This window comes from Oceanobacillus picturae, from assembly GCF_000612865.1.
GTDB classification, from domain to species: Bacteria; Bacillota; Bacilli; order Bacillales; family Amphibacillaceae; genus Oceanobacillus_B; species Oceanobacillus_B jordanicus.
In genome coordinates, this window is sequence record NZ_CCAX010000001.1 from 1,141,781 (window position 1) to 1,157,457 (window position 15,677).

16 protein-coding genes are annotated in these 15,677 nt (G+C 38.2%); 6 read left to right on the plus strand and 10 right to left on the minus strand.

From position 1 onward, the window contains the following. The first annotated feature begins 84 nt into the window (after positions 1-84). A complete protein-coding gene (locus tag BN988_RS05780; RefSeq protein WP_036574051.1) occupies positions 85-606 on the plus strand; it encodes a tryptophan transporter in 522 nt (173 codons plus the stop codon). Positions 607-952: 346 nt separating this feature from the next. Next, complete coding sequence (locus tag BN988_RS05785; protein WP_036574053.1) at positions 953-1,318, plus strand: YtxH domain-containing protein; 366 nt, start codon at positions 953-955, stop codon at positions 1,316-1,318. Between the two features lie 118 nt (positions 1,319-1,436). Here BN988_RS05785 and BN988_RS05790 read toward each other — a convergent pair whose 3' ends face one another. The 4 genes from BN988_RS05790 to BN988_RS05805 form a co-directional block, all read right to left on the minus strand. After that, complete coding sequence (locus BN988_RS05790) at positions 1,437-2,369, minus strand: glycine betaine ABC transporter substrate-binding protein (RefSeq protein WP_036574056.1); 933 nt, start codon at positions 2,367-2,369, stop codon at positions 1,437-1,439. Positions 2,370-2,482: 113 nt separating this feature from the next. After that, a complete protein-coding gene (locus BN988_RS05795; RefSeq protein WP_036574059.1) occupies positions 2,483-3,388 on the minus strand; it encodes a glycine betaine ABC transporter substrate-binding protein in 906 nt (301 codons plus the stop codon). A 227-nt stretch (positions 3,389-3,615) separates the two neighbouring features. Continuing rightward, a complete protein-coding gene (locus BN988_RS05800; protein ID WP_036574063.1) occupies positions 3,616-4,467 on the minus strand; it encodes an ABC transporter permease in 852 nt (283 codons plus the stop codon). Continuing rightward, complete coding sequence (locus tag BN988_RS05805; RefSeq protein ID WP_036574064.1) at positions 4,457-5,659, minus strand: quaternary amine ABC transporter ATP-binding protein; 1,203 nt, start codon at positions 5,657-5,659, stop codon at positions 4,457-4,459. Before BN988_RS05805 ends, BN988_RS05800 begins: the two co-directional genes overlap by 11 nt. Before the next feature lie 347 nt (positions 5,660-6,006). Between BN988_RS05805 and BN988_RS05810 the strand changes: the two genes are divergently transcribed. Continuing rightward, on the plus strand, positions 6,007-6,492 hold the full coding sequence (locus BN988_RS05810; RefSeq protein WP_036574066.1) for a GbsR/MarR family transcriptional regulator: 486 nt from the start codon (positions 6,007-6,009) through the stop codon (positions 6,490-6,492). Between the two features lie 38 nt (positions 6,493-6,530). On the opposite strand, the gene BN988_RS05815 is transcribed toward BN988_RS05810, so the two are convergent. Beyond that, a complete protein-coding gene (locus BN988_RS05815) occupies positions 6,531-6,896 on the minus strand; it encodes a DUF1878 family protein (RefSeq protein ID WP_036574069.1) in 366 nt (121 codons plus the stop codon). A 149-nt stretch (positions 6,897-7,045) separates the two neighbouring features. Between BN988_RS05815 and BN988_RS05820 the strand changes: the two genes are divergently transcribed. Then, positions 7,046-7,594 carry a DUF3267 domain-containing protein gene (locus BN988_RS05820; RefSeq protein ID WP_036574072.1) on the plus strand — a complete coding sequence of 183 codons (549 nt, stop codon included), beginning with the start codon at positions 7,046-7,048 and terminating at the stop codon, positions 7,592-7,594. 542 nt (positions 7,595-8,136) lie between these two features. Continuing rightward, positions 8,137-9,021 (plus strand): peptidylprolyl isomerase, encoded by an 885-nt coding sequence (locus tag BN988_RS05830; RefSeq protein WP_036574075.1) that lies wholly within the window; start codon positions 8,137-8,139, stop codon positions 9,019-9,021. 72 nt (positions 9,022-9,093) lie between these two features. Here the strand turns inward: BN988_RS05830 and BN988_RS05835 are convergent, their stop codons facing one another. From BN988_RS05835 to BN988_RS05855, 5 genes are all read right to left on the minus strand, one after another. Further along, complete coding sequence (locus tag BN988_RS05835; RefSeq protein WP_051557696.1) at positions 9,094-9,291, minus strand: sporulation YhaL family protein; 198 nt, start codon at positions 9,289-9,291, stop codon at positions 9,094-9,096. 71 nt (positions 9,292-9,362) lie between these two features. Then, positions 9,363-10,310 carry a 3'-5' exoribonuclease YhaM gene (yhaM, locus tag BN988_RS05840; protein WP_036574077.1) on the minus strand — a complete coding sequence of 316 codons (948 nt, stop codon included), beginning with the start codon at positions 10,308-10,310 and terminating at the stop codon, positions 9,363-9,365. Between the two features lie 146 nt (positions 10,311-10,456). Continuing rightward, positions 10,457-11,008, minus strand: coding sequence for a GbsR/MarR family transcriptional regulator (locus tag BN988_RS05845; protein ID WP_036574079.1), 552 nt, complete (start codon positions 11,006-11,008; stop codon positions 10,457-10,459). Between the two features lie 53 nt (positions 11,009-11,061). Next, positions 11,062-14,022, minus strand: coding sequence for an ATP-binding protein (locus tag BN988_RS05850; RefSeq protein WP_036574082.1), 2,961 nt, complete (start codon positions 14,020-14,022; stop codon positions 11,062-11,064). A gap of 10 nt (positions 14,023-14,032) precedes the next feature. After that, a complete protein-coding gene (locus tag BN988_RS05855) occupies positions 14,033-15,256 on the minus strand; it encodes a metallophosphoesterase family protein (RefSeq protein WP_036574083.1) in 1,224 nt (407 codons plus the stop codon). Positions 15,257-15,354: 98 nt separating this feature from the next. Here BN988_RS05855 and BN988_RS05860 point away from each other — a divergent pair, with 98 nt between their 5' ends. Then, positions 15,355-15,666: a hypothetical protein gene (locus BN988_RS05860; protein WP_036574086.1), complete on the plus strand. Its 312-nt coding sequence runs from the start codon at positions 15,355-15,357 to the stop codon at positions 15,664-15,666. The last annotated feature ends 11 nt before the right edge of the window (positions 15,667-15,677 follow it).

Consider the following 15,677-nt stretch of genomic DNA (forward strand, 5'->3'; position numbering starts at 1 on the left):
TCTGCAGCTGACAATGAGTGTACAGTTGAGGAATGTAACATGATATTTCATGTAGCTGAGAAAGCAGAGAAGAGGAGAGGTAAAATGAATACGAAAGTTTTAGTTATTTTGTCACTATTGGTGGGAATCGGGACAGTGCTTCATACGGTTATACCGGGAGTGTTTTTCGGAGTTAAGCCGGATATGCTGTTATCCATGATGTTTCTAGGAATTATTTTATTTCCACAACCAAAATATGTGGTGCTACTTGCACTTGCTACAGGTGCGATTTCTGCCTTAACAACACAGGCGCCTGGTGGGCAGATTGCCAATTTGATTGATAAGCCAATTACAGCAATGCTATTTTTGATTTTATTTTTATTCGTTAAGAACAAGGTTAATAATAAAATAAGTGCCCCTGTTTTGACCGCAATTGGGACAATGATTAGTGGTGCAATTTTCCTTAGCGTTGTACTATTCTTCCTTGGCGCAATGGAAGGTGGATTTATAGCAGGAATGCTTACAGTTGTACTCCCTGCTGCCGCTGTTAACACATTGATCATGATTGTAATTTATCCAGTCGTTGAGGGGATTTTGAAGAGGTCACAGCCCATAACATCATTGTAAGAAAATCCTCTGACAGCTTCGTTTGTCAGAGGATTTTTTAGAAATACATAAGTAAAATGTTTGATGTAACAGTAAAAAGAGGAAAACTATAAGTAAGTGTTCAAAAAGGAGGATAAAAAGGACCGAGAAGTTTGAGGCGACGTAGCTTTGAGTACCGGAACGTATGCAATTAATACGTGAGGAATGGAAAAGCAAGCCACGAGCTTCCACAGGATGTGTGGTGACTTCGACGTTCGACACAGGACGTGTCGGAATTTAGGCGAAGGTCATCAGTACAGATGTGTCATTTTTACCGGATTTTTTGAAAAACCTCTATAAGTAAGTGTTGGGAAAGGAGCATATTAAAATGGCAAATGTTAAATCATTATTATTAGGATTAATGGTTGGTGGTACGGTAAGTGCTGCTGCAACCCTACTTACCACCCCTTCTTCTGGTAGCGATGTCCGTAACCGTGTGAAAAATCAAGGTACGGAATTGAAAGACATGATTGCTAACTTAAAACAAGACGGTTTAAAATTGAGAAAACAATTGACGGAGACATCAAAAGAAGGTGCAGCTTTAGTCAAAGAATTAACACAAGAAATGAAGAAATCTGTTGAGGAATGGAAAGATACGGTAGAGCCTCACCAGGAAAATATTCATCAATACCTGGAACAAATTGAATTGAGCTTGAAAGACCTTGAAGAAAAAATGAAAACGAAGAATTCATAGTAAAAGTGCTTTTTATAAAGCACCTAAAAACACGCTTGGTGAATATTTCTAAACCAAGCGTGTTTTTTATGCACTTAATTAAAGGTAAATGAGATGTATCCCATCCATAGGTTAGAAACTATTTAGCTTCTAGATCTTCAATAGAATTGATTTCTTCCATGTATTCTGGAACGACAAGTCCAATTTTAGCTCCATCAAGATTTGCTCCGAGGTCTACAAAGTCATCCTTAAAATCTTCATAGAAATCAGCATGAGTCTGTGGCATCCATGCTGCCATCGTTGCATCTCCATCTCCATTTGCTACTGCTTCGAACATAACGGCCACGTCTACAGGCGTTATCGTTACCTCAAACCCTTTTTGTTTTAATGCTTCTGCTACTACATTTGCTGAAGCACGTTCTGAATCCCACGGAGTGGAAACTAGCTCTACGGAAACTCCATTAACGTCTTCAACGCCTTCTGTCCATTCTGCTACCTTATCTGGGTTGTCCTCAACCCAACGCTTAGCAACCGTCGCTATATCTTCTCCAGAGTCCGAGGATTCGTACATGATACCCTCCATATCTTCAACAGACCAGTTAAACTGATCAATAAGTTTATAGGCGTTTGGCTTTTCCTCTGCTAATCCTTTACGAGCAAGCGATTTGATTTGCTCTACTTCTCCATAAACCCCTTGTGGATCTTCCAGGTATTTAAGATTGTCAAATTTCGTGAACATCCAATGCGGATTCCATCCAGTTACAACGATTGGTTCTTCATTATTTATTGCTTTCTCCAGCTCTGTAATCATTGCTGCAGTTGAAGATTGCTCAACCTGCCAGCCATCTAAGTTCTCATATTCTTCAATAGCTTTTTCTGTAGTAACCGAAATTCCAGCTCCTGGCTCAATACCGGTAATCGTATAGTCTATCTCTTCCCCAACGTTCGTAGAACTATCAGAACTCTCTTCCGCGTTTTCCTCACTATCGCTTCCGGATCCGCATGCAGCAAGAAACAAAACGAGTAACATACCAATCACCAATGTTAATTGTTTTTTCGGATTTTTCACCATAAAATTAAAGTCATCCCTTCTGTGTTGTATTACTAAATACTATGGTAAGTATTACTTAAAATGAAAAGGCTGGCACATGATGTACCAGCCCTTTTGTCACCTAATCGCTAGGATTATTCTACACCATTCAACCATTCATCTACTTTGTCTTGGTTGTCTTCTACCCATGTAGCAGCAGCTTCTTCAGGAGAAGCGCCATTATAGATATCAAGCATTACAGACTCCATATCATCCGTCGTCCAGTTGAACTGGTCAAGAATCTTGTAGGCATTCGGAAGATCTTCTTCTAAGCCTTCACGTACCATTGTGTCAATGGTCTCTGCCTCACCAAATGAACCTTCTGGATCTTCAAGATATTTCAAGTCATATGCTTGGAATTTCCAGTGTGGCGTCCATCCAGTTACAATCACATCTTCTTCGTTTTCAATAGCATTTCCTAGCTCGGTAGCCATTGCACCACTAGAAGACGTTTGTACTTCCCAGCCCTCTAGATTGTCATAATCTTCAAGAGCCTGTTCAGCAGCTCCTACAACACCTGCACCTGGTTCAATACCAGTAATTGTTTTATCAGCTTCTTGATCAAGGTCAGCAATAGAATTTACATCCATGTATTCTGGAACTACTAACCCAATTTTTGCGCCTTCAAGGTTTGTACCAAGTTCAACAACCTGGTCACCGTATTCTTCAAACTGCCCTTTATGTGTTGCTGGTAACCAAGCTGCTACCATACCGTCAGCTTCGCCATTTGCTACAGCTTCCCACATTACGGCATTATCAAGTGGTGTTAATGTAACATCATAACCTTGATCTTCCAATACCTTCCCGATAACATTTGTGGAAGCTACCTCAGAATCCCATTCTACGTATGCTAGTTCTACTTCTTTTCCATCACCAACAGAGGCAGAACCTTCTTCTGAGCCACCATCTGATGACTCATCATCTGAACCGCAACCAGCAGCAACCAATGATAATGAAAGACCTGTTACAAGGCCTAAACGTTTCCAGTTAAATTTAATCATAACTCAAAATCTCCCCTTTTTTATTAATGAAATATATATGGACTTTTCTTAAGAAAAGAAACCAACAGTTTTAGTTGTTTATCCAGGAGCAACCGTCCGTCAGACTTCCTCTTCAGAACATGAAGTGAAACCGTGATGTTTAAGTGGGAGTAAACAGACGCTAACACTCCGATTCGTTCAACTAACAATCAGGAGGGAAAGAAACCTCCACTGATTGCAGTTTCACTTTATTTCTTTTTGTTTAAATTCTGTGTAACACGGTCAATAATAATCGCAAGGATAACGATCCCAACACCAGCAACAAAGCCGTTACCAACGTTCGAACGTTGAAGTGCGGAAAGCACTTCTCTTCCTAATCCTGGTGCACCGATCATGGATGCAATAACAACCATGGATAGTGCTAGCATCACAGTCTGGTTAATTCCAGCCATAATTGTAGCTTTTGCCATTGGAAGTTCCACTTTAAATAGTTTTTGGGAGCCAGTACTACCAAATGCCTCAGAGGCTTCCACTAACTCACTTGACACCTGACGAATACCTAGATTAGTAAATCTGACTGTTGGTGGCGTTGCAAAAATTAGTGATGCGAAGATCCCTGGTACCATCCCTATTCCAAAGAAGGCAACAGCTGGTATTAAATATACAAACGCAGGCATTGTCTGCATGAAATCCAAAATTGGTGTAATAATTGATTCTGCTGTTTTACTTTTTGACATGAGTATCCCAATCGGAACCCCAATTATGATAGATAATAGACTTGAAATCAGTACTAGTGTAAAAGTACTCATAAGGTGTTCCCATAAGCCTTGGTTATAAATGAACCACAGACCAACAATGGAGAATGCCGCAAGTCCAATCTTTTTGCCTGAAATAAAGAAAGCAAGTATTGCAACTAAAAGAATAATGATAACTGGTGGTACTGCTGTAAGAGACTCAGAAACAAAATCCATAAAGTTCCCAAAATGTTCTTTAATTGGCTCAAACAAGAACGAAAAAGTATCTGTTAAGAAATCAGTAAACGTTTCTGTCCAATCCGCAACCGGAATTTCTGGAATAAAATCAAGCATATTATTCAACATCGTCTATGTTCACCTCGCCTTCCCCAGCAAGAGCAGCTATAACTGCGCCGCGCACAATGATTCCTACAAGTTTATCTTCCTCTACAACTGCGACTGGAATTGGAGAATCATGAATGATATCAAAGATTTCTTTTAGAGAGGTATCTCTATCTACTTTTGGAATATTATTTTTCAAGATTTCTTGCAGATTACCCACTTCTTTTTTACGAGCTTCTGAAGCGTCATCAGCAGTAATATACCCCTTTAGATTACGTTTGCTATCGGTTACGAACATGCTAGATAATCCTTCTTCACGCATGCGCTCCAATGCAACCCTAGGGCCATGTTTATCAATGTTAACTGTTTCTGGACGTTTCATAATGTTATGCGCTGTTAATACTTTAGAACGATCAACATCCTCAACAAATTTTTCAACATAGTCATTAGCAGGATTAACTAGGATTTCTTCTGGCGTACCAATTTGTACGATAGAGCCATCTTTCATTAAGGCAATACGATCTCCTAGGCGAAGAGCCTCATCCAGATCATGTGTAATAAATAGGATCGTTTTCTTCATTGTAGTTTGCAGATCTAGTAACTCATCTTGCATTTCTTTACGAATAAGTGGATCTAGGGCAGAAAATGCTTCATCCATAAGTAAAACTTCCGGATCATTGGCTAAAGCGCGGGCTAACCCAACACGTTGCTGCATACCACCAGATAATTGATTTGGCTTTTGGTGTATATAGCCACCAAGTCCAACCATTTCCAATGCCTCTGTCGCTTTTTTCTGTCTTTCTTCTTTTGGAACGTCTTGAATTTCTAAGCCGTATTCCGCGTTTTCCAGAATTGTACGAAATGGGAAAAGGGCAAATTTTTGGAATACCATACTCAGTTTTTCACGCCGTACTCTACGTAAGGATTTTTTATCCATCCCAGCAAGATTCTCACCGTCGATATAAAGGCTTCCCTCTGTTGGTTCAATTAAACGATTAACCAAACGAACCAAGGTAGACTTACCACTACCAGATAACCCCATAATGACGAATATCTCACCAGCTTCTACGGAAAAGGAAGCACGGTTAACCCCTACTGTATTTCCGGTTTCTTTTAATATTTGCTCTTTGGAAGCACCTTTATCTAACAGTTTTAATGCTTGCTTTGGATTCTTACCAAATACTTTTGATAACTGTTTTGCTTCTATTACTGGCAAATTATTCACCTCACCTTTAATCAAACTATTATAATTGGACCACTACTTTGTAACTATTGTTTGTCCGTGTACAGGCATTAGAAACCAGCCAGAAACCCAATCTGTTGATTTCTATGAAGCCGTACCGCGTTGGTCTACTCTAAATACTATATAGGTTTTTTTATTACAATACAAACTTTAAATTTCATTAGTTTTGTACATTTTTTACGTACAGTTTAAACTGTACGGTTTTAACAGTGCAATACCTTTAAATAACTCCCATTTGCTTAAAAATGCTGGTAGATGTGCTGTTTTTAAATAAACTTTTTTTAGTGTACCCTTTATATATCATGACTTAGGAGGATTTTATGAAAGAACCTCAAAATGAAAATGTAACAAGTGAAATTATGATGGAATTCTCTAAAACACTCGAAATGTTTGATCTTACTCCATTAGAGGCGAGACTATTTGCCTATCTATATTTATATGAAGAACCATTTACATTAGATGAAATGAGCGAGGCACTTGGAAAAAGCAAAACATCTATGAGCACTAATGTGAGAACGTTATCAGACTTAAACCTCGTAACAAGAGTCTGGAAAAAGGGAGTACGCAAAGATTTATATCAAGCAAACACCCAGTTGTTCAAATCGTTCATGAACTCCTATATTAATAAATGGATTGATGCTACGATTCATCAAAAGGACGCTCTAGAAGAAACCAATCATTCTGTTGAAAAAGAATTAAGCAAAGGAGAGACACCAGAACTCCAGCAATTAAGTCATAAACTACAAGACATTATTTTCTTCCATACACAGGTCGAGCTTTTATTCAGGCAAATGAAACAGGATTAAAACTAATTAATAGGGATAAAAAAAATATAAACGAAGGATTAGTAATTTCTCCCTCGTTTATATTTTCGTTTGTCTTTTTCAATAATTTTTATAAATGCTGCCATTAAGGAGGGATAATACCCTTCTTTTTTTAATGCATAAATTGTGGCGTCGGGATCAAGCTTTTCACTAAGCATCCCGGCAAATTCAATAAGAAGTGAGCTGTAATCAAGAAGACCTTCCTCTTGTTGTATTTCATACTTTTCATTTAACCTGCTTAATAATTGGAGTAATTCATTATACTCTGAGTCTGTCACATTCTTCTCTAACACCATCTTTATCATAGGGAATTTATTAAGATCGATCACCTTAGAAAGCAGTTGCAGATGAAAGGCAGCATTGTCGTTATATTCCGTTCTTCCCAACCTCTCGAACCCCCTTTTCCAACACCATTTAAGCCCCGCTGTAAATCTTTTATAAAAATGCACAAAAAACTATTGATTTTTCTCTCCAATCGTACTATTATTCATGAGGGATTAAAAGTCTCATCACGAAGATACTGGAGGGATCAAAAATGAATTGCTGGAAATCCATTAACCTTACGAAAGAACTTGGGAATAATCGAATATACCTTTTGTCATTTTTGATCGGCTTATTATCCTTCATTTTTCTTTATGTGCCTATTACCATTGCTCAAGGTACAAATAAAGTTGACGAAGCAGGATTTTTGCCTTTTATATTGGCATTATTGTTATTACCTGCATTGCATTCACTAATGCATATCCTACCATTGATTATACTAAATAAGCGATTAAAAATAATATTTAAATTGAAAAATAAAAGATTACCTGTTTTTAACTATTATACGAAATTCCATCTGACAAAAAAAGTCTCACTTATAGTCGCAATTGCACCAACTATTTTAATTAGCATACCAGGAATCATTGCGAGCTATTTGTTCATTGATTATTCCGTTTACATCTTAATGTTTACATCTGTGCATATCGGCATGTCCTACCTTGATTTCCTTTATGTGAATCATATTGGAAAAGCCCCTAAAAGTTGTTTCATCGATAGTCGGAAAGACGGATTTGACATACTGATAAAGGAAAAGCACCTTTAAGATCTGGATATTCCAGGTCTTTTTTATATGTTTTTTTCTTGGCAAAAGGTTCTTTAATATATTAAAATGATACAATTCCAAACGTTAATCCTGACGAGAACACTTCTTTACTAATAGAAAAGATGCAATTATATACCCATTTCTGTAGCTGCTAAGAGGATTGGTCTGTTCAGATTGATAATCTTTTGTTAAAGTTAGGAATAGGATAATTAGAAGTAAGTGTGTACTTTTAGATTGTGAACTGGGAACGAGGAGGTCGATTATGCTTATCATGTATTTACTTTTCGCAGCTTTTGTCTTATTTATATTTAATTCTCTTACTGATAGATTCTGCAAAAAGATGGAAATGGAAATATTAAAACAAAGAAAGGTATTCCGGACAATTAACATTATGATACTTATCCTACTCGTATGCTCCTACCTTCGAGTGTTAAATGTCATGGCATAGCCTAACAATAGAACTATATTTTTTTTACATAAAATATGTTATATTAATCAATAGTAAAAACAAAACGCAAGAAAAAGATTAGGAGTGTTCATAATTGAAAAAATTAGCAATTGCTGCAACACTGACAGCAGGTATTTTGACTCTGTCTGCTTGTAACTCTGACGAAGCAGATTCAGAAGTAGTCGTTGAAACTGCTGCCGGGGATATTACAAAAGAAGATTTCTATCAAAAGCTTAAAGATACTTATGGCGAAGATGTACTTCGTGAGTTGGTTACTGTTGAAGTTTTGCAGGACAAGTATGATGTTACAGAAGAACAGGTAGACAGCGAAATTGAAAAAATGAAAGAAGAGTTAGGCGATCAATACGAAAATGCGGTTAAACAACAATTCGGAAGTGAAGATGCTTTCCGCGACGTAATTGAAATTAGCTTGTTACAAGAAGCTGCTGTATCAGAAGATATTGATATAACTGATGAAGAGCTTCAAGAATTGTATGATCGTAAAAATACAGAAATTGATGCATCACACATCCTTGTCGCTGATGAGGAAACTGCAAATGAAGTAAAGGAAAAGCTAGACAATGGCGAAGACTTTGCTGATTTAGCAAAAGAATATTCTACTGATGAAGCATCAGCTGAAGAAGGCGGAGATCTCGGGTATTTCTCTGCAGGCGACATGGTTGCTGAATTTGAAGATGCTGCATACAGCCTTGAAAAAGGAGAAATCAGTGATCCAGTAGCATCACAGCACGGATTCCATATTATCCGCGTAAATGACAAGCGCGAAAAAGAAGAAAGCATCGGTGAATTTGAAGATGTGAAAGATGATCTTCGTCGTGAACTTGTAACACAAAAAATGGATCCAACCGCAGCACAAGAAAAAATCAATGGTTTGATCAAGGATGCAAAAGTAGATATTAAAGTTGACGGTTTGGAAGATATCTTTGAAGAGCCTGAACAAGAGGAAGCTCAAGGCTAAACCCAACGTTTCTATAAACAATATATCAAAAGAGGATGCTCATACGAATGGGCATCCTCTTTTGATATCTATTTAATCTGATATGTGCTCTTTTTGCTGTTGTTTATTCACTCTTTCCGCTTCTAAACGGTCCATATATACCTTTCCCTCTTTTTCAATAAATTGTTGTTCCAGCCTTCTCTCTGCCAGCATTGCACGCATTGCCATATATCCACTCAAAAAGATTAGAATAACCAGCATAAAAACCCACCAAGGTACTCCTAGTATCATTATTCGGCCTCCTTGTCCATATTCTCTATCAGATATATATGTTCTAGGAGTTTAAATAATGACCGATATCTTTATTCTTCAAAAGAGGGTTTGTAGAATGCTCGATTATCCATGGCAAATAACCGATCAGTAAATTCACCTGGTTTTACTTTATCTAACGCACGATTTAGCATATTCATCTTCGCATCCATTAAATCAATTAAGTGTAAAATCTCTGCTTCCCGTACTAAAGGCGGCTTTGGACTACCCCACTCTGCTTTACCATGGTGGGACAAAATTAAGTGTTGTAAGATGAGGATCTCTTCTTCTCCCTCAATTTGTAATTCTCTTGCCATTAGACCGATTTCTTCTACCATGATTGGTATATGCCCGAGCAATTTCCCTTCAATGGTGTAAGATGTTGTAACCATTCCTGACAATTCTCTTAACTTCCCTAGATCATGTAGAATAATGCCTGCATACAGCAAATCTTTATTTACTTCTGGATATAATTGATGTATCTGTCTTGCTATCCCCAACATGCTGACAATATGATGGGCCAGGCCAGACACATATTCATGATGATTCTTTGTTGCAGCTGGATATAAAAGTAAATTTTCCTGATACTTTTTAATAAATGCTCTGGTAATTCGTTGTAACGTAGGATTCTTCATCTCAAAGATGGCCTCGGTCAATTTATCCATAAGTATATCTTTACTCACAGGTGCTTTTTCAACAAAGTCTGATACATGTACGTCATCTGTCGGCTGCGCCGGCCTCACCGCAAGAATTTTTAATTGCGGTTTCCCTCGGAACTGATTTACTTCACCTGATACCTTAATAATTTTTTCCGGGATAAATAATGCTTCATCTTCCTTTGTAGCGTCCCATAACTTTGCTTCGATCTCTCCTGTGGCGTCTCTTAGTATCAGTGTAAGGAACGGTTTCCCTCCACTAGTCAATCCCTTTGAAGCTTCCTTAATAAGCATAAAACTGTCGATCGCTTCCCCTACACTTGCATAACCTATACCTTTATTCATTCTCTTCCCCCCGTATTATAAGAATAGCGCTGAATGAACTAGTTTGGTCCCTCTAAACATCTGCGCATTTCTTTATATATCTTACATTAAAAAAGAAGACTGACTTAAAACAGGCGAAAAGCCTTCATTATGTCAATCTCCAGCTGTTACTTATTATTTTTAGGAATGTAATCAAATATCTTCCCAGATTCAATGACCTGAATAAACTTCATCAACCATTCATAATAATTCTGCGCATAACGCAATCGTTCAATATCGTCTTGAATCTTCTCTTTCAATTCAGCATCTTCCGTGCTTTGAATGATTTCTTCTAGTTCAGCAATTGCTTCATCTGCTTCTTCTATATTTGTTTCCGTGTGCTGTCTCCAACGGTTTCCGAAAAGGGAAGTGAACGATTTATACCAATCTTCTTCTGATTTATATAAATCCTTTCGAATACCTTTTTTAAACGTGGACTCAACCATTTTCATGTCCGAGAGAGCCCGAACCCCTGTAGACATACTTGTCTTACTCATTTCAAGGGCATCGCGCATGTCATCCAAGGTCATTGGTTGATCAGCAAAGTAAAGCACACCGTATAAGCGGCCTACGGAAGATGTGATGCCATAAAGGTTCATATTTTTGGCAATCACCTGAATAAATTTCTCAATCGTTTCGTCATATTTATCCCAATCAGTTGTTATATTCTTCTCAGGCAATGGATGTCCCTCCACTTGCAATTATTAATCTGCAAATAGTTTATCATTATTTGTCAGTTTATGCGAACAGAATTTTTCAGTTGGATAATATTTTCTAATTCAAAATATTTTATAAAATCTTCATTACACGTAAAAAGTAAAATTTGTTGCTTGTTTGACAGGGCTTTAATAAGTTGAAACATTCGCTCTGTTCTTGTTGAATCAAAGTGCACAAACGCGTCATCTAAAATAAAGGGTAAGCGATGCTTTTCACTCATAATCTCACTAATCGCGAATCGAAGGGAAATATATAGTTGATCCTTTGTCCCTTGAGATAGTTCGTTAACTGTAAAACGAACATGGTCAGTTGTCTCAACCTGAAATACTTTCCCCTCGACGGGGGCATATACGTTTTGATATTTTTCCCCTGTAAGCAATTGAAAATATTCACTCGTTTTTTCCATTACCCTGGTTAAATATTTATCCCTGTATCTTCGCTTTGTTTCTAAAAGCATCTCTTTCGCTGTTTTAATGACTGCCCACTTTCGAACAGATTGTTGGAACTCTTCTTTTTCCATGGAAAAGACATGCAGAGATTCTGAATACTCTCCAGAAGCTTCTAATTGTGAGAGTTCTGCCTTTACATCAGCTACTAACTGACGTTGTTTTTCTAAATCATTTTCTAGCATGGTAATACGCTGTTTTTCTCTATTAATATGTTCTACCATTTCTGTTTCTTCTGAGGTAACAAGACTATTGTGTGTTTTCTCTTCATGTAAGAATGGATGAAGCAATTGCTCTAGTCTAGCTAAAGTCTCTTGCAATTGTTCTTTCTCAGCTAGGAGATTTGCGCGCTTATAAAATGCATTCTCTCCATCCACCTCTGCATACTGCAATAGTTCCATATGAGCTGCCTCATATATAGAGAGCTTTTTCTCTGCATCGTGAAGCTGCTCCGTTGTTTCTTTGTAAAGTTGCTGATAATGCAGCTTTTGACTCTCATTCTTTTCGTAACCTTGTATCCACTCCTCGAGTAATGCTAACAGGTCTTCCTGTGTTTTATCTACTGTTCCCTTTATGAATGAACTTAAAAACACTTTTAGCTCTTGAGAAAATCTCTGCTGATTACTCTCTAGTTGATTTATGGTTTCTGTAAGACGATTTTCCTCCCGCGATAGTCGAATGAGATGTTTTAGATGATGGTAGACATCAGGCCAATAAATTACATTAATCCCTAATAGAAAAGAATAGTGCTGCCTTTCGTTTTCTACTTTTTTATTCAAAAGAGTTTGTCTATCTTTTAGTTGTTCTCCTCTTTCCTGCCACCCAGCAAAGGTATGATCAAGAGACTTTAATTGTGCCTCTAATGTAGCAATCTCTGTAGAAACGCTCTCGTGCTTTAGCAGTTGCTGTTCAGCCTCTCTTTTCTCTACCATCGTTATCGAGTTACTTTCCTTAGCATTTGTAAACGCCTCGACCTCTGATAATGCCTGCTTTCCTGACCACCACTGTAACGCCCCAACAAGGAGCGAAACAGCTGCAAACATGTAGTATGTGTAATTTTCTACAATTGTACCAATAACCCCTAAAAGGATAGCTAATCCTATGCTGTAAAATAGTACAACTTGGTAGGTTTTCTTCTTCTTTTGCTTCCACTTTTCCCAAGTATTCTGATCTGACCTTAATTTGCTATCAGAGAACGTTGCTGTGCTATTAGAATTTAAATCATGAATTTCACTTTTTAGCTCTTTAACACGTTCCTCAGAAAGGAGGTTCTCTTCAAGACTCTCAGCTTGGGACAAAAGACGTGTTCGATCTTTTTTCAGCTGATGGCTTTCTTCCGCATGCTTTGACTGTTCAATAGCTAACGTATCCTGCTCTGTTTTCAAATGACTCCACGTTTTTTCTGTATGAAAAGGAAGGTTTATTTCATGTAGCATTTCCTTACTCAAATCAATATGTAACTGATCCAATTCTTGTTCCATTTGGTCTTCAATCTGTTCTTTTTGCTTTTGAATATTGAAAATCTCTTTTTTTCCTGCAAGGTATTCTTCTGCCCGTTTTCTTAGTTTGTAGGCATATTGAAGCTTCTCCTCATCTACCTCTTTAAAGTTTTCATTCAGAAAAGAAAGCGTCTCCCCATACTTTTTTTGATTTTCCTGTAACAAAGCGTGTTCACTTTTTATTGGCAACAACTTATCCTTCACCTGTTGCATCCGTTCCATTCCATTTTCGGGGAAAGGAACTTTTTCAGGGAACTGTTCTAATTGTTTTATTACCGACTCATAGTTTTTCAAATCTGGAAGAGCTTGGAGCTTTCGTTCATTTAAGGACAACATAGCCTTTTTCTTTTGCAGTCTTTGTTGCGTCTCCTCTATCGTTTTGTTCAGTTTTTGGATCTTCTCCTTTTTCTCCCTATACGTTGCCTCGTGCGCTTTTGCGGAGTGTAATTGATTGGACCGGGCATCAAGCTTGCTTAGCTGTTCGTTAATGAGTGGCTTTTTCCCAGAAGGTTTATAGAGTCTGTTGATCTGGCTTTCAAGGCTAGACTCAAGTGAGTGGATAGCAGTAGAGCCCGTCAACCCAATTCCTAACAAAACTTCCCCCAGGTCTTCTTCTTTCATTTTTGGAAGGTTTGCTAAATCGCTTGCTGAGAAGGAATAAATGGATCGATATGTTGGCTCTGTCATCCCCTTCAGTCTACTTTTTAACCAGGCTTCATCATATTCGGCCCCATTTTCCGCATAACAAAGCGCTGCACCATTGCGCATTGTATCTAGTCTTTCAATCGTGATCCTGCCTGCATCAGGATCGATCACCGTCAGCCTTCCTCCCATTTTTCCGCTTGTCCTCGGTTTATAGAAGTTTCGCTGCTTTGGTGGGAAGCCGAAAAGCATAAATAGGATGAATGCTTGTAATGTTGACTTACCGGTTTCATTTTCACCGTATATAACGACAGGACCTAATTTAGGGAATTCAATGGTCTTATCCACCCATGTCCCAAAGCCATATATGGTTGCCTTTTCGATATACATTCTTCTCACCTCATTCTTCCATTAAACCTTTAATCAAAATATGTTGAGCTTCATTTTTAATTTGTACCGCTTCTTCCTCTGATAATGTTTCGACATATTTTCTTGCCTGTTTCTGTTTATATAAATCTTTGAGTAAAGGCTGGATGGACGCATCATTTATCTGTCTGACTAACTCTCCTATGAAGTGGTCCCCTTCATATAAGAAAGGGTCGATCGTACTATAGTCAACTTCTGAACGATAACGGAATATGTGACACCAATGTAGCTCTGATTGCATGGAAGCATTTGAAATTTCAATTACTTCCTCTAACAAACCTTCCTGTTCCCATGCTGCTAATTTCTTTTGGTCTCCGACAATGGAAAGATCAACCATTTGTGGATGGTCCTTCACTAAATGACGGCAGGCTTTCTGGATCTCTTGTTCAAGCTGATGGATTTCGGAACAGGCAGAAGCATTAACTGATAGTTTGGAAAACTCGATTGCCTGAAGTGGGACAAATTGCGTTTCGCACGTGGATGCTGATAACTCAACAAGATAACAGCCTTTCTCACCTGTTTCCTTACGGTGCCTTCCTTGTATATTACCAGGGTATATAACAGGAGGAGTTTCCTTTAGTACTTGCCGCTGGTGTATATGCCCTAGTGCCCAATATTGGAAATCCTTTTCCACCAGTTCACTTAATTGGAAAGGTGCATACATATCATGGTCTGTATTCGACTGTATACTGCCATGTAACATCGCGATATGAAATGGAATTGTATTGTCCGATAAAATATACTCACTAGTCTTGCCCTCTGTAACCGCCCTATTTTCATAACTGAATCCATATATTTTTGCAAGCGGCTGTTCTTCCTTATAATGAACAAAAGATCTCACCTGTTCATCTGGAAAGATACATACATTATCTGGATAAGTAATTGGATGAATATTTCCTTTTATGTAATCATGATTACCATAAGATAAATAAACCATAATTTTTTGTGAATCGAGTAACTCAAATGCCTTCTTTAAACGAATTTGTGCTTTTAAACTCTGTTTTTCATTATCAAATAAATCTCCGGTAATTAATACAAAATCGACTTGCTTTTCAATAGCTGTTTGCACAAGGTTATCAAGTGCATGGAATGTACTTTCCCTTATAGAATCAAGAACTGACTTTGGCGCATGCGCCAAACCGATAAAAGGACTGTCTAAGTGTAGATCTGCTGCGTGAAGGAACCTAATGCTTTTCATCTTTTCACCTCGTCTTCTATTTTAGCAAACCCCTAAACAGAATGCACGTTCTATTACCCATCCAAGAGGAGAGTATCCTTTAGAAATAAAGCTCTCGGATGATGTTCTCTCGCTCTCGGGCGATGTTCTTCTCGCTCTCGGGCGATGTTCTCTCGCTCTGGGGCGATGTTCTCTCGCTCTGGGGTGATGTTCTCCTGCTCTCGGGTGATGTCCTCTCCTTCTCGGGTGATGTCCTCTCCTTCTCGGGTGATGTCCTCCTGCTCTGGGGCGATGTTCTCTCGCTCTCAGGTAATGATATTGACAAGATAAAGCTTCACATAAGTAACTATCCGCCCGTAAAACGGGCGGTTTTAGTTTCGCCCTATAAGGGCACTTTACCAACGATGCCCCTAAAGGGGCTTCGAAATTGACCGTCAACCGT

Bases quoted from the DNA above. Each gene is read 5' to 3' on its own strand.
- BN988_RS05780 (WP_036574051.1), top strand. From the start codon at position 85: ATGAATACGAAAGTTTTAGTTATTTTGTCACTATTGGTGGGAATCGGG.
- BN988_RS05785 (WP_036574053.1), top strand. From the start codon at position 953: ATGGCAAATGTTAAATCATTATTATTAGGATTAATGGTTGGTGGTACG.
- BN988_RS05790 (WP_036574056.1), bottom strand. From the start codon at position 2,369: ATGGTGAAAAATCCGAAAAAACAATTAACATTGGTGATTGGTATGTTA.
- BN988_RS05795 (WP_036574059.1), bottom strand. From the start codon at position 3,388: ATGATTAAATTTAACTGGAAACGTTTAGGCCTTGTAACAGGTCTTTCA.
- BN988_RS05800 (WP_036574063.1), bottom strand. From the start codon at position 4,467: ATGTTGAATAATATGCTTGATTTTATTCCAGAAATTCCGGTTGCGGAT.
- BN988_RS05810 (WP_036574066.1), top strand. From the start codon at position 6,007: ATGAAAGAACCTCAAAATGAAAATGTAACAAGTGAAATTATGATGGAA.
- BN988_RS05820 (WP_036574072.1), top strand. From the start codon at position 7,046: ATGAATTGCTGGAAATCCATTAACCTTACGAAAGAACTTGGGAATAAT.
- BN988_RS05835 (WP_051557696.1), bottom strand. From the start codon at position 9,291: ATGATACTAGGAGTACCTTGGTGGGTTTTTATGCTGGTTATTCTAATC.
- yhaM (WP_036574077.1), bottom strand. From the start codon at position 10,310: ATGAATAAAGGTATAGGTTATGCAAGTGTAGGGGAAGCGATCGACAGT.
- BN988_RS05850 (WP_036574082.1), bottom strand. From the start codon at position 14,022: ATGTATATCGAAAAGGCAACCATATATGGCTTTGGGACATGGGTGGAT.
- BN988_RS05855 (WP_036574083.1), bottom strand. From the start codon at position 15,256: ATGAAAAGCATTAGGTTCCTTCACGCAGCAGATCTACACTTAGACAGT.
- BN988_RS05860 (WP_036574086.1), top strand. From the start codon at position 15,355: ATGATGTTCTCTCGCTCTCGGGCGATGTTCTTCTCGCTCTCGGGCGAT.